This window comes from Serratia sp. JSRIV004 (assembly GCF_019968705.1).
GTDB lineage: Bacteria > Pseudomonadota > Gammaproteobacteria > Enterobacterales > Enterobacteriaceae > Chania > Chania fonticola_B.
This window is the reverse complement of record NZ_CP074140.1, coordinates 4792109-4808025: the sequence shown is the minus strand read 5'-3', so window position 1 is coordinate 4808025 and position 15917 is coordinate 4792109. Positions and strand designations below refer to the sequence as shown.

Here is a 15917-nt window from a genome sequence, read left to right as displayed (position 1 = left end):
TATATCCCGTACCCCGCAAGCATTCAGGAATTTGTAGCAATGACTCAGACACTCAGCCAACTTGAACACAGCGAAGCGTTCATCGAGCGCCACATCGGCTCTTCCGCAGAGCAACAGCAGCAGATGCTGGAAGCCGTGGGCGCTCGCTCACTCAGCGCGCTGATCCAACAGATTGTGCCAGCCGATATCCAACTGCCAGGGCCTCCGCCGGTAGGCGATGCGGCCACGGAACATCAGGCGTTGGCCGAACTGAAGGCGATTGCCTCACAGAATCAGCGCTACAAATCCTATATCGGTATGGGCTACAGCGCGGTGCTGACGCCGCCGGTGATCCTGCGCAACATGCTGGAAAACCCAGGCTGGTATACCGCTTATACCCCTTATCAGCCGGAAGTGTCGCAAGGCCGCCTTGAGGCGCTGCTCAACTTCCAGACGCTGACCCTCGATCTGACCGGGCTTGATCTGGCCTCTGCCTCCTTGCTGGATGAAGCTACCGCTGCCGCAGAAGCGATGGCGTTGGCCAAACGTGCCAGCAAACTGAAAGACGCCAACCGCTTCTTTGTGGCTGACGATGTGCACCCACAAACGCTGGACGTGGTACGTACCCGTGCCGAAACCTTTGGTTTTGACGTGATCGTTGATAAACCGGCGAAGGTGTTGGAGCTGCAAGGCGTGTTTGGCGTACTGCTGCAACAGGTTGGCACCACCGGTGAGCTGCACGATTACAGCGCCCTGTTGGCAGAGCTGAAAACGCGCAAAATCATCACCAGCATGGCTGCCGATATCATGGCGCTGGTGCTGCTGGCAGCACCGGGCAAGCAAGGTGCCGACGTGGTATTCGGTTCTGCGCAACGCTTCGGCGTACCAATGGGCTACGGTGGCCCACACGCGGCGTTCTTTGCCTGCCGTGACGAATTCAAACGCTCGATGCCAGGCCGTATTATCGGGGTATCACGCGATGCTGCCGGCAATACTGCGCTGCGCATGGCGATGCAAACCCGTGAGCAACATATCCGCCGCGAAAAGGCCAACTCGAATATCTGTACCTCGCAGGTGCTGCTGGCCAATATCGCCAGCCTGTATGCGGTGTACCATGGGCCACAAGGCCTGCAACGTATCGCCGGGCGTATCCATCGCCTGACCGATATCCTGGCCGCTGGCTTGCAACAAGCGGGTCTGACACTGCGCCATAAAACCTGGTTCGACACGTTGACCGTAGAAGTGAAAGACAAGGCGGCGGTGTTGGAACGCGCGCTGGGCTTCGGCATCAACCTGCGTACCGATATCCACGGGGCAGTCGGCATCACGCTGGATGAAGCCACTTCCCGTGAAGATGTGCAGACGCTGTTTGCCCTGTTGCTCGGCGATAACCACGGTTTGGATATCGATGCGCTGGATGCTGCCGTGAGCAAAAACAGCCAGTCGATCCCTGCGGCCATGCTGCGTAAAGATCCGATCCTCACGCATCCGGTGTTTAATCGCTATCACAGCGAAACCGAGATGATGCGTTATATGCACCGTCTGGAGCGTAAAGATCTGGCGTTGAACCAGGCAATGATCCCGCTGGGCTCCTGCACCATGAAGTTGAACGCCGCTGCGGAGATGATCCCGATCACCTGGCCTGAATTCTCTGAACTGCACCCGTTCTGCCCACCAGAGCAGGCAGCAGGTTATCAAGTGATGATTGGGCAGCTTTCCCAATGGTTGGTGCAACTGACCGGTTACGATGCGGTGTGCATGCAGCCCAACTCGGGCGCTCAGGGTGAGTATGCCGGTTTGCTGGCGATCCGCCGTTACCATGAAAGCCGCAACGAGGCTGGGCGTAATATCTGCCTGATCCCAAGCTCGGCACACGGTACCAACCCGGCTTCTGCCCAGATGGCGGGCATGGGCGTGGTGGTTGTGGCCTGTGACAAGAACGGCAACATCGATCTTCACGATCTGCGGGTGAAAGCCGAGCAGGCCGGGGAAGCCCTGTCCTGCATCATGGTGACCTACCCGTCAACCCATGGCGTGTATGAAGAAACCATCCGCGAAGTGTGCCAGATTGTGCATCAGTTTGGCGGCCAGGTTTACCTGGACGGTGCCAACATGAACGCGCAGGTGGGGATCACCACGCCGGGCTATATCGGTGCGGACGTATCGCACCTCAACCTGCATAAAACCTTCTGTATCCCTCACGGCGGTGGCGGTCCAGGCATGGGACCTATCGGCGTGAAGTCTCACCTGGCGCCGTTTGTTCCAGGCCACAGCGTAGTGCAGATTGATGGCGTGACCACCCAGCAGGGCGCGGTTTCTGCTGCACCGTTCGGCAGCGCCTCTATCTTGCCGATAAGCTGGATGTATATCCGCATGATGGGTGCGGAAGGGCTGAAGCAGGCCAGCCAGGTGGCAATCCTGAATGCCAACTACATCGCAACCCGCCTGAAAGACGCTTATCCGGTGCTGTATACCGGCCGCGATCACCGCGTGGCGCACGAATGTATTCTGGATATTCGCCCGCTGAAAGAAGAGACGGGTATTAGCGAAATGGATATCGCCAAGCGTCTGATCGACTACGGTTTCCATGCGCCGACCATGTCGTTCCCGGTGGCAGGCACGCTGATGGTTGAACCGACCGAGTCGGAAAACAAAGTGGAACTGGATCGCTTTATCGATGCGATGCTGGCTATCCGCAGCGAGATTGACCGCGTGCAGCAAGGCGAATGGCCACTGGAAGACAACCCATTGGTTAACGCACCGCACGTGCAGGCGGAACTGGTTAACGACTGGCAGCATGCTTACAGCCGCGAGCTGGCGGTATTCCCGATAGCTGGCGTGCGTGAGAATAAATACTGGCCGAGCGTGAAGCGCCTGGATGATGTCTACGGCGATCGTAATCTGTTCTGCTCTTGCGTACCGATGAGCGACTACGAATAACACTATCTTGCCAAAATGATGCTCGAGGGACACGGCATGAAGCCGTGTCCCTTTTTTATTGCAGCACCGCAGCAATTGCGCTTCACTGATTAATCTACCGTCGAGCAGCAAGTTGCCTGACTTGCTTGCGTAAATACCCGCTATCGTTTCTGATCTCAATAGCAAGGAACAATAATGACAAAAGTAGTGTTAGTGACCGGTGCCAGCCGGGGCATAGGCCGCGCGACGGCATTATTATTGGCCCAGCAGGGCTATGCGGTGGGCGTCAATTATCTGCGTGATAGTGCTGCTGCTGAGTTAGTGGTGGCGCAGATCCGCCAACAGGGTGGCAAGGCGATGGCTCTGCAAGCAGATATCGCCGAGGAAACTGAGGTGGTGGCGATGTTTGCCGAACTGGAAGCCACGTTGGGGCCAATTGATGCACTGGTCAATAACGCAGGTATTCTGTTCCAACAGGCGAGCATTGAGCAACTCACCGCCGAGCGGATCAATAAGGTGCTGACGACCAACGTCACCGGGTATTTTCTCTGCTGCCGCGAAGCGGTAAAACGTATGGCGTTACGCCATGGTGGGCAGGGAGGAGCGATCGTCAACGTGTCTTCCGCTGCGTCGCGTCTGGGGGCTCCGTGGGAATATATCGACTATGCGGCTTCAAAAGGGGCGGTGGATACGTTAACTACCGGTCTGGCGTTGGAAGTGGCGGCACAGGGGATACGCGTCAACTGCGTAAGGCCAGGTTGTATTTACACCGAGATGCATGCCAGCGGAGGAGAGCCGGGGCGGGTAGATCGGGTGAAGTCAGCGTTGCCAATGCAACGGGGTGGTCAGCCAGAGGAAGTGGCGCAAGCTGTTGTCTGGCTGCTTTCCGATGCGGCGTCCTACGTCACTGGCACTTTTATCGAAGCCGCTGGCGGGCGTTGAATCAGCAAGGGCGCCATCGGCGCCCCTCATCGATTACTTCAGCCAGCCTTTACGCTGTGCATCCTGCAAATGCTGCTCCAAATGTTGCCACAGCTCGGGATGGATATCGGCAATCATCGTATTACGGTCCAATACCTGTTGCAGGCTGATATCATTCTCTACCCAGCTCTGACCGCCGTTGTGCAGGTTCATCAGCATTGGCATGCAGCGATCCAGCACCAACGCGAAGCGGGCATCGGCGCTTTCGCCTGCTTCATACTCCTGCCACAGCGCGGTGAAAACCCCACGTTGTGGTTCCGGCAATATCCCGAATAACCGTTTTGCCGCCGCCACTTCCTGGTCGTGGATCGCCGCTCGTGCTGCCAGATCGTAAACCATGACGTCACCGGCATCGATCTCGACGATATCGTGTAGCAGGGCCATCTGGATCACGCGCTGAATATCCACCTCATCGCTGGCATAAGGGGCCAGACTCAAGGCCGCAATGGCAAAGTGCCAACTGTGCTCGGCCGAGTTTTCCTGACGCTGGGTACCCATCACCTTGGTACGGCGTTGCACGCTTTTAAGTTTGTCGATTTCCATCAGAAACTGGATGGTTTGAGTCATGGAGCCAAAGTCTAACGCGGGTACAGCGGATGACATGGTACGAACCTCGAGGTGAATGATGGGATACCCGCCGTCTTCCAGCCGTAACTGAAATCCATAGGGTGCAAAGCATATCGATTGTAGCCCAGCAGGCTGAGGATTTCGATGTTAGCGTGGTGTTACAAGCGCTCACAGTTTTATTTTAGCGTACACGTGTACACTGGAATCGTTCTCAGTTAATCTCATTTGCAGTTAATTCGCACAATATGCGTTGTTTTGAGGGGTTGCGCTTTATGGGGAAAAAGGACGAAGTGAAAGTCGGGGCAGACCAGTTGCCCGCCACGGCTTATCCATGGGCAGAGGAAATTGCCAACAGCATCAGCCACGGTATCGGCTTGGTGTTTGGGATTGTCGGCCTGGTGCTGCTGTTGGTTCAGGCGGTAAACGACGGCGCTGGGGTAACGGCCATCACCAGCTATAGCCTGTATGGCGGCAGTATGATCCTGCTGTTCCTGGCTTCCACGCTGTACCATGCTATTCCACATCAGAGAGCCAAGCACTGGCTGAAAAAATTTGACCACTGTGCCATCTACCTGCTGATCGCCGGAACCTATACGCCGTTCCTGCTGGTGGGGCTGGACTCACCGTTGGCGCGGGGGCTGATGGTGGTGATCTGGGGGCTGGCGCTGTTCGGCGTGATTTTCAAACTGGCATTTGCGCACCGTTTCGAGGTGTTGTCGCTGGTGACCTATCTGACCATGGGCTGGCTATCATTGATCGTGATCTACCAGTTGGCAATGCGCCTGGAAGTCGGAGGGGTAACTTTGCTGGCGGTAGGGGGCGTGGTGTACACGCTAGGGGTGATTTTCTATGCCTCGAAACGCTTCCGTTTTGGCCATGCGATCTGGCACGGTTTTGTGCTCGGCGGCAGTGTGTGCCACTTCATGGCGATCTACCTTTACGTATAACCCGCTCATCTGTTGTCGATATATTGCCAAAGCGTTTCTTTTGGGTTAAAAAGAAGCGCTTGTTTCTTTCGGGTATCCAGCAAGCCTTAGCTTTATTTCTGAGCCCGCCAAACCCCTCGCTTTCAAGTCGCAGGGGGTTGGCTGCGCTTGCTGCTGGCTGACCTGCATCTTGAGATCTATGGGGTATTTGCACCTTCCGGTGCCTTTAATCATTACCCAGGACTCTTCAATATGATCGTTCGTTTATCCAAAGCCCTGCTGGTTTGTGCTATCGCGCTATTTGCCTCACTGGTAGCCTTTGGCAATATCACCGATTACGACACCAACTTTGCCTTCGTACGCCATGTTTTTATGATGGATACGATCTTCCCTGATGCCACTATCACCTATCGCTCCATCCAGTCGCCATGGCTGCATCAGGTGGGGTATATCGGCATTATTGCGTTGGAAACCCTCACCGCGATTTTGTGCTGGATTGGGGGGATCCGTCTGCTGCGCGGCCTGAAACTGCCTGCGGCCAGCTTTAACCGGGCCAAGACCTTTGCCATTGCTGGGTTGACGTTAGGCTTCCTCACCTGGCAGGTGGCCTTTATGTCGGTTGGTGGCGAGTGGTTTGGCATGTGGATGTCAAAACAGTGGAACGGTGTGCCCGATGCCTTCCGCTTCTTTGTCACTATTTTGCTGGTGCTGATTTATCTGGTGCCGCGTGATGGGGAATTGGACGAATAACTCGTCTGGCCGCAGGCGTGATGCCTGCGGCCAAACCACTTACTTTTCTTCCGCCAGTGAGTAAGGCAGAGGCTTGATGGCGAGCTGGCTGCTGGCGTCATCGCGTACGCGCAGCACGCTGTCCGCTTCCAGATCGTTATTCATCACCACCTGCACCCACAGCGTTCCGTCAGCCAGCGAGATTGCCGCCAGCACGGTGCCGGTGCGGCGCCAGTTGTCACCCAGCTTCAACTCCAGATCGTCACCTGCTTGTGGAACCTGGCTACCTTTACCTTCCAGCCAGTACAGGGCGCGCTTGTTGGCTCCCCGGAACTTGGCGCGAGCCACCATTTCCTGCCCGGTGTAGCAGCCTTTGCTGAAGCTGATCCCGTCCAGCGCCTGAAGATTGGTCGCCTGAGGGATCAACTGCGCACTGTTTGCTGCATCAATCACCGGATAACCGGCCTCAATATCCAGTGCCAGCCATTGGCGGCTGTTGTTCAGCTCAGCCTGACCTTCCAGCTTTGAAGCTAGCAGAGCGGCGGTTTCTGCCGTGGTAATCAGCACAAAACGTTCTGCTGGCAGCGCAAAGTGCAGCAAGGTGGTATCGCCATCTTGCACCACTTGGTGTTCTGCATCTGGCAGGGTGCTAAACACCTTCGCCAATGCGGCCCGCGCCTCAAGGCCAGCGAGGCCCAGCAGCACCGCATTGCTGTCTGCCGCGATGGTGATTTTGGAGAATACCGCGTATTTCTTTATTTCCGCCAGTTGGCTTTCCAGCACGCTGCGACGCTCAAGATAGGCAAAGCCTTCACCGCGGTGGAATAAACGCAGGTTGCTCCACATTTTGCCTTTGGCATCGCAATGGCCGCACAGCACGTGTTGATCGGCCGCCAGTTTGTCGATATCGGCCGTTACCTGGCCCTGAAGATATTTTACCGTGTCTGGCCCGCTCAACTGCACCATGGCCCAATCTTCCAGTGAGATCAGCGTCAGTGGCAGATGGGAAGAGGCGGAAGGTTGACGGGGTGGAAAAGGAATATTGAACGCCATAATCGGTTCCTGCTGCATGTTTAGCATACCTGTTGGGGTTGCTACCATGGTAAAAGAGGTGGCTGGCTTTGCAAACAGTTATTACCAGGCAGCGCTTTTTTTGACATTTTACGTTTTGTTGGGTGAACGCCCTTCCCGGCGAGTATGTCAAATTGTTACTCTAGGCGCTTACGGCCAACGAAACCCAATTGCACCCAAATCGTTGGCTGACGGAATTAAATTGCGCGCGCGTTGCCATACCAAGTGTCGGTTGCCCAAGAGCATGGCAAGCCATGCCGAAAAGAGGTTAGTCATAACAACATGGATATTAATAATAAAGCACGTATTCACTGGGCCTGCCGCCGCGGCATGCGCGAGTTGGATATCTCGATCATGCCGTTTTTCGAACATGAATACGATACGCTGAGTGATGCAGACAAGGCCGTATTCATCCGCTTGCTCGAATGTGACGACCCCGATTTGTTCAACTGGCTGATGAATCATGGCGCTCCGCAGGATCAAGATCTGCAGAGAATGGTGTCCCTGATCCAAATGCGAAATAAAGCCCGTGGCCCTGTGGCGATGTGATGTCCGCGTTTCCTGGCGTACCCAGTTAGTCTCGTTGCTGACTCACGGCCTGCTGATTTTACTGATCCTGATCGCCCCGTGGCCGGAAGGCTATGGCCCGATCTGGTTGGTGCTGTTGACGTTGGTGGTGTTTGAGTGCATTCGCAGCCAAAAGCGCATTGCATCCAGGCAGGGAGAACTGCGGTTGCTGGCTGAACGCCGGATTGAGTGGCATGGCCGAGAATGGCTGATGGTGAACAAGCCCTGGATGCCTGGGTTCGGTATTTTGCTGTCGCTTCAGCAGATCGACGGCAAGAAACGCCATCGGCTGTGGTTGGCTTCGGATTCCATGAGCAAAGCGGATTGGCGCCAACTGCGTCAACGGTTGTTGTTTGAACAATCCGCTACCGATGAGGACGTATAATGAAACCGCTGCTTTGGCTGGTAGAAGACGAGCCCAGCATTGCGGATACGCTGATTTATACCCTGGAGAGCGAAGGCTTTCAGGTGCGTTGGTTTGAACGTGGCGAGCCTGCTTTGCAGGCTCTGCAACAGGGCTTACCGGCGTTGGTGATCCTCGACGTCGGCCTGCCCGATATCAACGGTTTTGAGCTTTGCCGTCGGCTGCTGGCGCAGGCGGCGGATTTACCGGTCCTGTTTCTTACCGCGCGCAGCGGTGAACTCGATCGCCTGATCGGGCTGGAAATCGGTGCCGATGACTATGTAGCCAAACCCTTCTCCCCACGTGAGGTCAGCGCCCGCGTGCGCACGATCCTGCGGCGTTTACACAAGCAGCAGCGCTTGCAACAGCCTGCCCTTTATCATTTTGGTGCCTTTAGCCTGGATGAAGAGGGAGCCACGATCTGCTACCACCAACAGCCGCTGCCGCTGACCCGCTATGAATTCTTGTTGCTGAAAACCCTGTTACAAGCGCCTGGCCGGGTGTTCTCCCGCCAGCAGTTGATGGACATCGTTTGGGCCCAGGCGGAAGAGAGCCTGGATCGTACCGTCGATACCCATATCAAAACGCTGCGTGCCAAACTGCGGGCGATCGATGCCGCAGAACCCCCGATCCATACCCATCGTGGCTTAGGCTATAGCGTGAGCCGCCAGCCATGAGGATTGGCCTGCGCCTGCTGTTGGGCTATTTCCTGATTGTGGCGGTGGCGGGCTATTTCGTGCTGAGCATTTTCGTGCAGGAGGTCAAGCCTGGCGTACGGCGTGCCACCGAAGGCACGCTGGTGGATACCGCCAACCTGCTGGCACAGGTGGCGCGGCTGGATATGAGACATGGGGATGCGGCAAAAGGTCAGTTGGCACAGGCTATCGCCCAGCTAAATCAGCGGCCGATCGGGGCCAATATCGCCGGGATCCGCAAGGATAGGAACGAATATCGTGTCTATCTTACCGATGGGCGCGGCAAGGTGATTTTCGATTCCTCAGGCCAGGCGTTGGGGCAGGATTACTCCCGCTGGAACGATGTTTATCTGACATTACGTGGTCAATACGGTGCGCGCAGCACCCGGACGATTGCCGATGACGAGAGCAGTTCGGTGATGTACGTGGCCGCACCGGTGGTGGAGCAAGGGCAGATTATCGGCGTGTTGAGTGTCGGCAAACCCAACAGCACCATGGCACCGGTGATCCGCCGCAGCGAGCGGCGTATTTTGCTGGCGGGCGCAGTGCTGCTAGGGATTGCGCTAGCGATCGGGCTGGGCTTCGTCTGGTGGATTAACCGTTCGATCAACCGCCTGGTGCGTTATGCCGACGGAGTGGCGCACGGCGAGGCGGTGCCATTACCACGCATGGGCAGCGTTGAGCTGACCCAACTGGCGCAAGCGCTGGAAAGCATGCGCATGAAGTTGGAAGGCAAGGCTTATATTGAACAATATGTGCATACCCTGACACACGAGTTGAAAAGCCCGCTGGCGGCGATCCGTGGCGCGGCGGAACTCTTGCAGGAATCACCGCCTCCCGCGACGGCGAAACGCTTTTTGACCAACATCGAACAGCAGAGTGCCCGCATTCAGCAATTGGTCGATAAGTTGCTGGTGCAGGCGCAGTTAGAAAGCCGGCCCGGTTTGGAACTGGCTGCGGTAGCGATGGTGCCGTTAGTCCGGCAGATTGTCGCGGGTAAAGAAGCACAGGCGGCGCAGCGTGGCGTCACGATTGAATTGGGGGCGTTAGCGGAAGCATCGCTGACTGGAGATGCCTTTTTGCTGGGGCAGGCGCTGAGCAATCTGTTGGATAATGCCCTGGATTTCACCCCTGCCGGTGGCTCGGTCAGTATCAATGGCGAGCGGTTGGAGCATCATTACCAGCTCACCCTTTGCGATACTGGCAGCGGCATACCCGACTATGCGCTGGATAAGGTATTTGAACGCTTCTATTCGCTGGCACGGGAAGATAAACCCAAGAGCAGCGGCCTGGGCCTGAACTTCGTGCAGGAAGTGGCGCGCCTGCATCGTGGTACCATCCGTTTGCAAAACCTGCAACCCACAGGCGCGAAGGCCATCCTCACTTTACCACTCTGAATATAACTTATTGCCCGCACTTCACCTTCCCTTCACATAACCACATTCTGATTTCACTTGCCGACTTTATCGTAGCGACATTACCTACAAGGAGTCTGCCACGATGTTTAAATCGGTACTGTTTTGGAAAATAACCACCCTGCTGGGATTGATGATCCTGATGATGATCCCGGTGGGTATGCTCATGGATGTGGTACAGGAACGTAGCGGCTATCGCCAGAGCGTAGTGGGGCAAGTGAGTGAAAGCACCAGCCGGGCGCAGCGTATTCTTGGGCCAGTGATCGTGATCCCGTACACCTTCCGGGAAGAGAAGAAGAACGAAAAAGGCGAAATCAAGATAGAGACCACTCGCTATCAACGCTTTGTTTTGCCCGAATCTTTGGTGGTCAATGGCAAGCCCAACGTTGAGATCCGTAAGCTGGGTATCTACCAGACTCAGGTGTATCAGGGGCCACTGGATTTCCAGGTGAAATTCGGCCAACCCGATCTGGAGGATTTGCAGCATAGCAACATTACGATCGGCCAACCCTTCCTGATGCTGTCATTGAGCGATTCTCGTGGTATCAAAAGCATCTCTGCCCTCAACGGCATTCAACAGCAGGCCAAGTTTGAGCCGGGTACTTTGGTCAGTGGGCTTTCTCAGGGGATCCATGCACCGCTGGCCCTGGCCTCGTTGCAGAAAGAAGGGCTGACGGCGGATTTCACCCTCAACCTGGCAGGGACCAGCAGCTTGTCCCTGGTGCCGGTAGGGCGCAGTTCCGAGCTGCTATTACAAAGTAACTGGCCGCATCCGAACTTCTTGGGCAACTTCCTGCCGGATGAGCGCAAGGTGACCGATAGAGGCTTCTCTGCCCGCTGGCGCAGCACCTGGTTTGCCAACAATATCAATAGCTCATTCATGTATGATAACGGCATCATGGAAGAGGAAAAGCTGCCGACCTTCACGACGAGCCTGATCGAACCGGTCGATCACTATCAACTGACCGAGCGGGCGGTGAAGTATGCGGTGCTGTTCCTGGGGTTGACGTTTATGGCGTTCTTCCTGTTCGAAACCCTGACCGGGCTGCGGGTGCACCCGATCCAGTATCTGTTGGTGGGGGCGGCGCTGGTGCTGTTCTATCTGATCCTGCTGGCTTTCTCGGAACATCTGGGGTTCGACGTGGCGTACCTGCTGGCAAGCGTGGCCTGTAGTGGACTGATTGCCTTCTACCTCAGCGCCGTGCTGCGCGGGATGCGTCGTGGCATGCTATTCGCCGCCAGTCTGCTCCTGCTGTATGGCATTCTGTATATGCTGTTGCAGTCGGAAGATAACGCACTGGTATTAGGTTCGGTGCTGCTGTTCGGGGTTCTGGCGGGCATTATGCTGCTGACGCGTAAGCTGGACTGGTATCAGGTGGCCGATCCGACTCGCTTGAAGGGTAATATTGCCGAGCCAGAAACCGCTGAGACGCCAGCCAGTAATGGCGAGAGCCGCTTCAGTTTGTGGAAATAAAGACGTTGTTGGGCGCGATATCGCGCCCAATTTCGTTACAGCAGCGGTTCCATCTCCAGCAGGATCTGTTCACACCACTGTTGCAGACGCTCTTCGCTCAGGTCGTATTGGTTCACCTCATCCAGCGCCAGGCCAACAAAGTGTTTGCCGTCGGCGCTGAGCGGTTTGGGGCTGGTAAATTCAAACCCGTCGATCGGCCAGAAACCGATAAACTGCACGCCCTGTGGGGCAAGCTGGTCGTGCAACATCCCCAGCGCATCCAGAAACCATTCGCCATAACCCAACTGATCGCCCATTCCGTACATGGCGACGATCTTGCCTTTCAGGTCTAGTTCAGTCAGTTGCGGCCAGATCGCTTCCCAATCCTCTTGCAGCTCACCAAAATCCCAGGTTGGAATACCCAGGATCAGGATGGAATAGTCTTCCATCAGCTTGGGAGAAACGTCTTTCAGGTTGTGCAGGTCGACCAGGTCTTCACCCAGAATCTCACGGATTTTTTCTGCTGCCATCTCGGTGTAGCAGGTGCTGGAGCCGTAAAACAGACCAATCTTCATGTTTAAACCATTTATAATGCCGTAGGTAGAATTGCAACGAGTATACCTTAAGGCATAATGCCTGTGGCAGAAACGTAACCAAGAGAGGACCGCGTGCAACAGCAAGACAGTGCGCTGATTGAGCAATTCCTGGATGCGTTGTGGATCGAACGCAATCTGGCAGAGAATACGCTGGCCTCTTATCGGCTCGATTTACAGGCGCTGGCCGGTTGGCTGGCTCTCAACAACCGCAGCCTGTTACAGGCCGAAGCGTTGGACTTACAGGCCTTCCTCGCCGAACGGGTGGAGGGAGGATACAAAGCGACCAGTTCAGCCCGGTTGTTAAGCGCGATGCGCCGCCTGTTCCAATATCTCAACCGTGAAAAAATGCGGGCAGATGACCCCACCGCGTTGCTGGCCTCGCCCAAATTACCGCAGCGGTTACCCAAGGATCTGAGCGAAGCGCAGGTTGAGGCCTTGCTACAGGCACCTTGCGTCGATCAACCGTTGGAGCTGCGTGACAAGGCTATGCTCGAAGTATTGTATGCCACCGGGTTGCGTGTGTCGGAACTGGTGGGGTTGACCATCAGCGATGTCAGCCTGCGCCAGGGGGTGGTGCGGGTGATCGGTAAAGGCAACAAAGAGCGCCTGGTGCCGTTGGGTGAAGAAGCGGTGTACTGGATTGAAAATTATCTGGAACACGGCAGGCCCTGGATGCTGAACGGCCAGACGCTGGATGTGCTATTCCCCAGCAACCGCAGCCAACAAATGACTCGCCAGACGTTCTGGCATCGGATTAAACACTATGCGATCCTAGCGGGTATCGACAGCGAACGGCTGTCTCCGCATGTGCTGCGCCACGCTTTCGCCACCCATTTACTGAACCATGGGGCCGATCTTCGTGTCGTACAGATGTTATTGGGGCATAGCGACCTCTCAACCACACAAATTTATACTCATGTAGCCACTGAAAGATTGAAACAGCTACATCAACAGCATCACCCGCGCGCCTGATGCGCAGGGATCGAAAGGATTGGAAGAATGAAAAAAGGTTTAATGCTGCTCTCCCTGCTGGTGGCTTCGGTTACCGGCGCGGCCCATGCTGACGATGCAGCCATTCAGAAAGCACTAGGTAGCCTGGGCATTAAGCAGGCAGACGTGCAACCCTCGCCGGTCGCCGGTTTGAAAACCGTATTGACCGAAGGCGGCACGCTGTATGTGACGGAAGATGGCAAGCACGTGTTGCAAGGGCCGCTGTTTGACGTCAGCGGCGGCGAGCCGGTTAACGTGACTAACCAACTGTTGATGACCCGTCTGGAAGCGCTGAAAGATCAGATGATCGTCTACAAAGCGCCGAAAGAGAAACACGTGATCACCGTGTTCACCGATATCACCTGTGGCTATTGCCACAAGCTGCACGAGCAGATGAAAGAGTACAACGATCTGGGGATCACCGTGCGCTATCTGGCGTTCCCGCGTCAGGGGCTGGAATCTCAGGCAGAGAAAGATATGCGTTCCATCTGGTGTACCGCAGACCGGGCTAAGGCTTTCGATGCTGCCATGAAGGGCGACGCGGTGTCTCCGGCAACCTGCAAAACCGATATCAGCCAGCATTATGCGCTGGGCGTTCAGTTTGGTATCAACGGCACCCCGGCTATCGTGCTGAAAAACGGCATGGTTGTCCCTGGCTACCAAGGGCCGAAAGAGATGGCCGCGATGTTGGATGCGCATGCAGCCTCCGCAGCCACGAAATAAGTCACGGTGAGTATTAAAACCCAATTACGCCGCCGCGAGGCGGCAGATGCCAGCCATTTACCCGCCAGCCTGCCTCCCCTGTTACGTCGCTTATACGCGTTGCGCGGAGTTAAGGGCGAGCAGGAGCTGGAGCGTAGCGTCAAGGGCATGTTGCCTTGGCAACAGTTGAGCGGTATCGATGCTGCGGTAGCGATATTGCAGCAGGCACTGGCCGACGGCCGCCGCATCATGGTGGTGGGCGACTTTGACGCCGACGGCGCCACCAGTACCGCACTGACGGTGCTGGCCTTGCGTAGCATGGGCTGTAGCTCTATCGAATATCTGGTGCCCAACCGTTTTGAAGATGGCTATGGCCTTAGCCCCGAAGTAGTGGAACAGGCGGCGGCTCGGGGTGCCGAGCTGATCGTCACGGTCGATAACGGTATCTCCTCGCATGCGGGCGTTGACGTTGCGCACGGCTTGGGAATACAGGTGCTGGTCACCGATCACCATCTGCCGGGGGATACTTTGCCTGCGGCAGAGGCGATCGTTAACCCGAACCTGCGTGACTGTGATTTTCCCTCCAAATCTTTGGCTGGTGTAGGCGTTGCCTTCTATCTGATGTTGGCTTTGCGGGCCAAGCTGCGTGACAGCGGCTGGTTCGAACAGCGTGCGCTGGCTATGCCTAATCTAGCCGAATTGCTGGATCTGGTGGCGTTGGGCACGGTGGCGGACGTGGTGCCGCTGGATGCCAACAACCGTATTCTGGTGTATCAGGGGCTGAACCGCATCCGGGCTGGCAAGTGTCGGCCAGGTATTCGCGCTCTGCTGGAAGTGGCTAACCGCGATGCGCGGCAATTGGCGGCCAGCGATCTCGGTTTTGCTCTTGGGCCACGGCTGAACGCGGCAGGGCGGCTGGACGATATGTCGATCGGCGTCGCCATGCTGTTGAGCGACGATATTGCCCAGGCGCGTATGCTGGCCAACGATCTCGACGCGCTCAACCAGACCCGGCGTGAGATAGAGCAGGGGATGCAGGTGGAAGCGCTGGAGCTGTGCGATCAGTTGGAACGCACCACCACCGCATTGCCTTACGGGTTGGCGATGTATCACCCAGAGTGGCATCAGGGCGTGGTGGGCATTCTGGCTTCTCGCATCAAAGAGCGTTTCCATCGCCCGGTGATCGCCTTTGCCCCTGCGGGCGACGGCATTTTGAAAGGCTCTGGCCGCTCGGTGGCCGGGTTGCATATGCGTGATGCGCTGGAGCGGCTCGATACCCTGAATCCTGGGCTGATGATGAAGTTCGGTGGCCATGCGATGGCGGCGGGCTTGTCGCTGGAAGAGGCCAAGTTTGACGAGTTCCGCCAGCGTTTTGGCGAGCTGGTCGGCGAATGGCTCGATCCAGCCATGCTGGAAGGCGTGATCTGGTCGGACGGCGAGTTGATGATGCAAGAACTGACCCTGACCACCGCGGAGCTTCTGCGTGAGGGCGGGCCTTGGGGGCAGGCGTTTCCTGAGCCAACCTTTGACGGCAAGTTCCGTATCCTGCAACAGCGGTTGGTGGGCGAAAAACACCTGAAGCTGATGATCGAACCGCTCGGTGGCGGCCCATTGTTGGACGGCATCGCCTTCAATATCGATACTACGCAGTGGCCGGACAGCAGCATCAAAGAAGTGGAACTGGCGTACAAACTGGATGTGAACGAGTTCCGTGGCAACCGTAACGTGCAGTTGCTCATTCAGCACCTCTGGCCGCGTTAACCGGCTAGCCCCTCACCCTAACCCTCTCCCAAAGGGAGAGGGGACTTGACGTGCCACATGTTGATTCTTGCATCTGAACGTTGATCCCCCACAAAAACTGACCAACTCGCTATAAACTGGCCGCTGGATCCGCTAGAATTACCGGTTCCAATGGCATTTCGCC

15 protein-coding genes are annotated in these 15917 nt (G+C 56.4%); 12 read left to right on the top strand and 3 right to left on the bottom strand.

The features are described 5' to 3' along the window. The first annotated feature begins 39 nt into the window (after positions 1-39). Together gcvP and KGP21_RS22875 are read left to right on the top strand one after the other, a co-directional pair. Positions 40-2919 (top strand): aminomethyl-transferring glycine dehydrogenase, encoded by a 2880-nt coding sequence (gene gcvP / locus KGP21_RS22880; protein WP_223500294.1) that lies wholly within the window; start codon positions 40-42, stop codon positions 2917-2919. 174 nt (positions 2920-3093) lie between these two features. Further along, the gene (locus KGP21_RS22875; protein ID WP_115159283.1) at positions 3094-3840 is read left to right on the top strand and encodes an SDR family oxidoreductase; all 747 of its coding nucleotides are present in this window, start codon (positions 3094-3096) and stop codon (positions 3838-3840) included. Between the two features lie 33 nt (positions 3841-3873). Here KGP21_RS22875 and KGP21_RS22870 read toward each other — a convergent pair whose 3' ends face one another. After that, positions 3874-4482 carry an HD family hydrolase gene (locus KGP21_RS22870; RefSeq protein WP_094981477.1) on the bottom strand — a complete coding sequence of 203 codons (609 nt, stop codon included), beginning with the start codon at positions 4480-4482 and terminating at the stop codon, positions 3874-3876. Between the two features lie 236 nt (positions 4483-4718). Here KGP21_RS22870 and KGP21_RS22865 point away from each other — a divergent pair, with 236 nt between their 5' ends. Both KGP21_RS22865 and KGP21_RS22860 read left to right on the top strand, forming a co-directional pair. After that, entirely contained in the window at positions 4719-5393 is a 675-nt protein-coding gene (locus KGP21_RS22865) for a hemolysin III family protein (RefSeq protein ID WP_037375710.1), read from the top strand. Between the two features lie 231 nt (positions 5394-5624). Then, on the top strand, positions 5625-6122 hold the full coding sequence (locus KGP21_RS22860; protein ID WP_021806198.1) for a DUF2165 family protein: 498 nt from the start codon (positions 5625-5627) through the stop codon (positions 6120-6122). 39 nt (positions 6123-6161) lie between these two features. On the opposite strand, the gene ygfZ is transcribed toward KGP21_RS22860, so the two are convergent. After that, positions 6162-7154: a tRNA-modifying protein YgfZ gene (gene ygfZ, locus KGP21_RS22855; RefSeq protein WP_223501552.1), complete on the bottom strand. Its 993-nt coding sequence runs from the start codon at positions 7152-7154 to the stop codon at positions 6162-6164. A gap of 300 nt (positions 7155-7454) precedes the next feature. Between ygfZ and sdhE the strand changes: the two genes are divergently transcribed. The 5 genes from sdhE (at position 7455) to creD (ending at position 11726) form a co-directional block, all read left to right on the top strand. After that, the gene (gene sdhE / locus KGP21_RS22850) at positions 7455-7721 is read left to right on the top strand and encodes an FAD assembly factor SdhE (protein WP_021179805.1); all 267 of its coding nucleotides are present in this window, start codon (positions 7455-7457) and stop codon (positions 7719-7721) included. Then, on the top strand, positions 7702-8124 hold the full coding sequence (locus tag KGP21_RS22845) for a protein YgfX (protein WP_071681918.1): 423 nt from the start codon (positions 7702-7704) through the stop codon (positions 8122-8124). Before sdhE ends, KGP21_RS22845 begins: the two co-directional genes overlap by 20 nt. Continuing rightward, positions 8124-8819 carry a two-component system response regulator CreB gene (creB, locus tag KGP21_RS22840; RefSeq protein WP_021806195.1) on the top strand — a complete coding sequence of 232 codons (696 nt, stop codon included), beginning with the start codon at positions 8124-8126 and terminating at the stop codon, positions 8817-8819. Before KGP21_RS22845 ends, creB begins: the two co-directional genes overlap by 1 nt. After that, positions 8816-10234 carry a two-component system sensor histidine kinase CreC gene (gene creC / locus KGP21_RS22835; protein WP_021806194.1) on the top strand — a complete coding sequence of 473 codons (1419 nt, stop codon included), beginning with the start codon at positions 8816-8818 and terminating at the stop codon, positions 10232-10234. Before creB ends, creC begins: the two co-directional genes overlap by 4 nt. Before the next feature lie 103 nt (positions 10235-10337). Next, complete coding sequence (gene creD / locus KGP21_RS22830) at positions 10338-11726, top strand: cell envelope integrity protein CreD (RefSeq protein WP_223500291.1); 1389 nt, start codon at positions 10338-10340, stop codon at positions 11724-11726. 35 nt (positions 11727-11761) lie between these two features. Here creD and fldB read toward each other — a convergent pair whose 3' ends face one another. After that, entirely contained in the window at positions 11762-12280 is a 519-nt protein-coding gene (gene fldB, locus KGP21_RS22825; protein WP_021179810.1) for a flavodoxin FldB, read from the bottom strand. 93 nt (positions 12281-12373) lie between these two features. Between fldB and xerD the strand changes: the two genes are divergently transcribed. The 3 genes from xerD to recJ are packed head-to-tail and all read left to right on the top strand — an operon-like array spanning position 12374 to position 15754. Next, a complete protein-coding gene (gene xerD / locus KGP21_RS22820) occupies positions 12374-13273 on the top strand; it encodes a site-specific tyrosine recombinase XerD (protein ID WP_021179811.1) in 900 nt (299 codons plus the stop codon). A gap of 27 nt (positions 13274-13300) precedes the next feature. After that, positions 13301-14014: a bifunctional protein-disulfide isomerase/oxidoreductase DsbC gene (gene dsbC / locus KGP21_RS22815; protein ID WP_021806191.1), complete on the top strand. Its 714-nt coding sequence runs from the start codon at positions 13301-13303 to the stop codon at positions 14012-14014. Positions 14015-14020: 6 nt separating this feature from the next. Beyond that, positions 14021-15754 (top strand): single-stranded-DNA-specific exonuclease RecJ, encoded by a 1734-nt coding sequence (gene recJ / locus KGP21_RS22810; protein ID WP_115159279.1) that lies wholly within the window; start codon positions 14021-14023, stop codon positions 15752-15754. The last annotated feature ends 163 nt before the right edge of the window (positions 15755-15917 follow it).

What these genes read in the sequence shown, in the direction of transcription:
- gcvP (WP_223500294.1), top strand. Translation starts at nt 40, where the DNA reads ATGACTCAGACACTCAGCCAACTTGAACACAGCGAAGCGTTCATCGAG.
- KGP21_RS22875 (WP_115159283.1), top strand. Translation starts at nt 3,094, where the DNA reads ATGACAAAAGTAGTGTTAGTGACCGGTGCCAGCCGGGGCATAGGCCGC.
- KGP21_RS22870 (WP_094981477.1), bottom strand. Translation starts at nt 4,482, where the DNA reads ATGTCATCCGCTGTACCCGCGTTAGACTTTGGCTCCATGACTCAAACC.
- KGP21_RS22865 (WP_037375710.1), top strand. Translation starts at nt 4,719, where the DNA reads ATGGGGAAAAAGGACGAAGTGAAAGTCGGGGCAGACCAGTTGCCCGCC.
- KGP21_RS22860 (WP_021806198.1), top strand. Translation starts at nt 5,625, where the DNA reads ATGATCGTTCGTTTATCCAAAGCCCTGCTGGTTTGTGCTATCGCGCTA.
- ygfZ (WP_223501552.1), bottom strand. Translation starts at nt 7,154, where the DNA reads ATGGCGTTCAATATTCCTTTTCCACCCCGTCAACCTTCCGCCTCTTCC.
- sdhE (WP_021179805.1), top strand. Translation starts at nt 7,455, where the DNA reads ATGGATATTAATAATAAAGCACGTATTCACTGGGCCTGCCGCCGCGGC.
- creB (WP_021806195.1), top strand. Translation starts at nt 8,124, where the DNA reads ATGAAACCGCTGCTTTGGCTGGTAGAAGACGAGCCCAGCATTGCGGAT.
- creC (WP_021806194.1), top strand. Translation starts at nt 8,816, where the DNA reads ATGAGGATTGGCCTGCGCCTGCTGTTGGGCTATTTCCTGATTGTGGCG.
- creD (WP_223500291.1), top strand. Translation starts at nt 10,338, where the DNA reads ATGTTTAAATCGGTACTGTTTTGGAAAATAACCACCCTGCTGGGATTG.
- fldB (WP_021179810.1), bottom strand. Translation starts at nt 12,280, where the DNA reads ATGAAGATTGGTCTGTTTTACGGCTCCAGCACCTGCTACACCGAGATG.
- dsbC (WP_021806191.1), top strand. Translation starts at nt 13,301, where the DNA reads ATGAAAAAAGGTTTAATGCTGCTCTCCCTGCTGGTGGCTTCGGTTACC.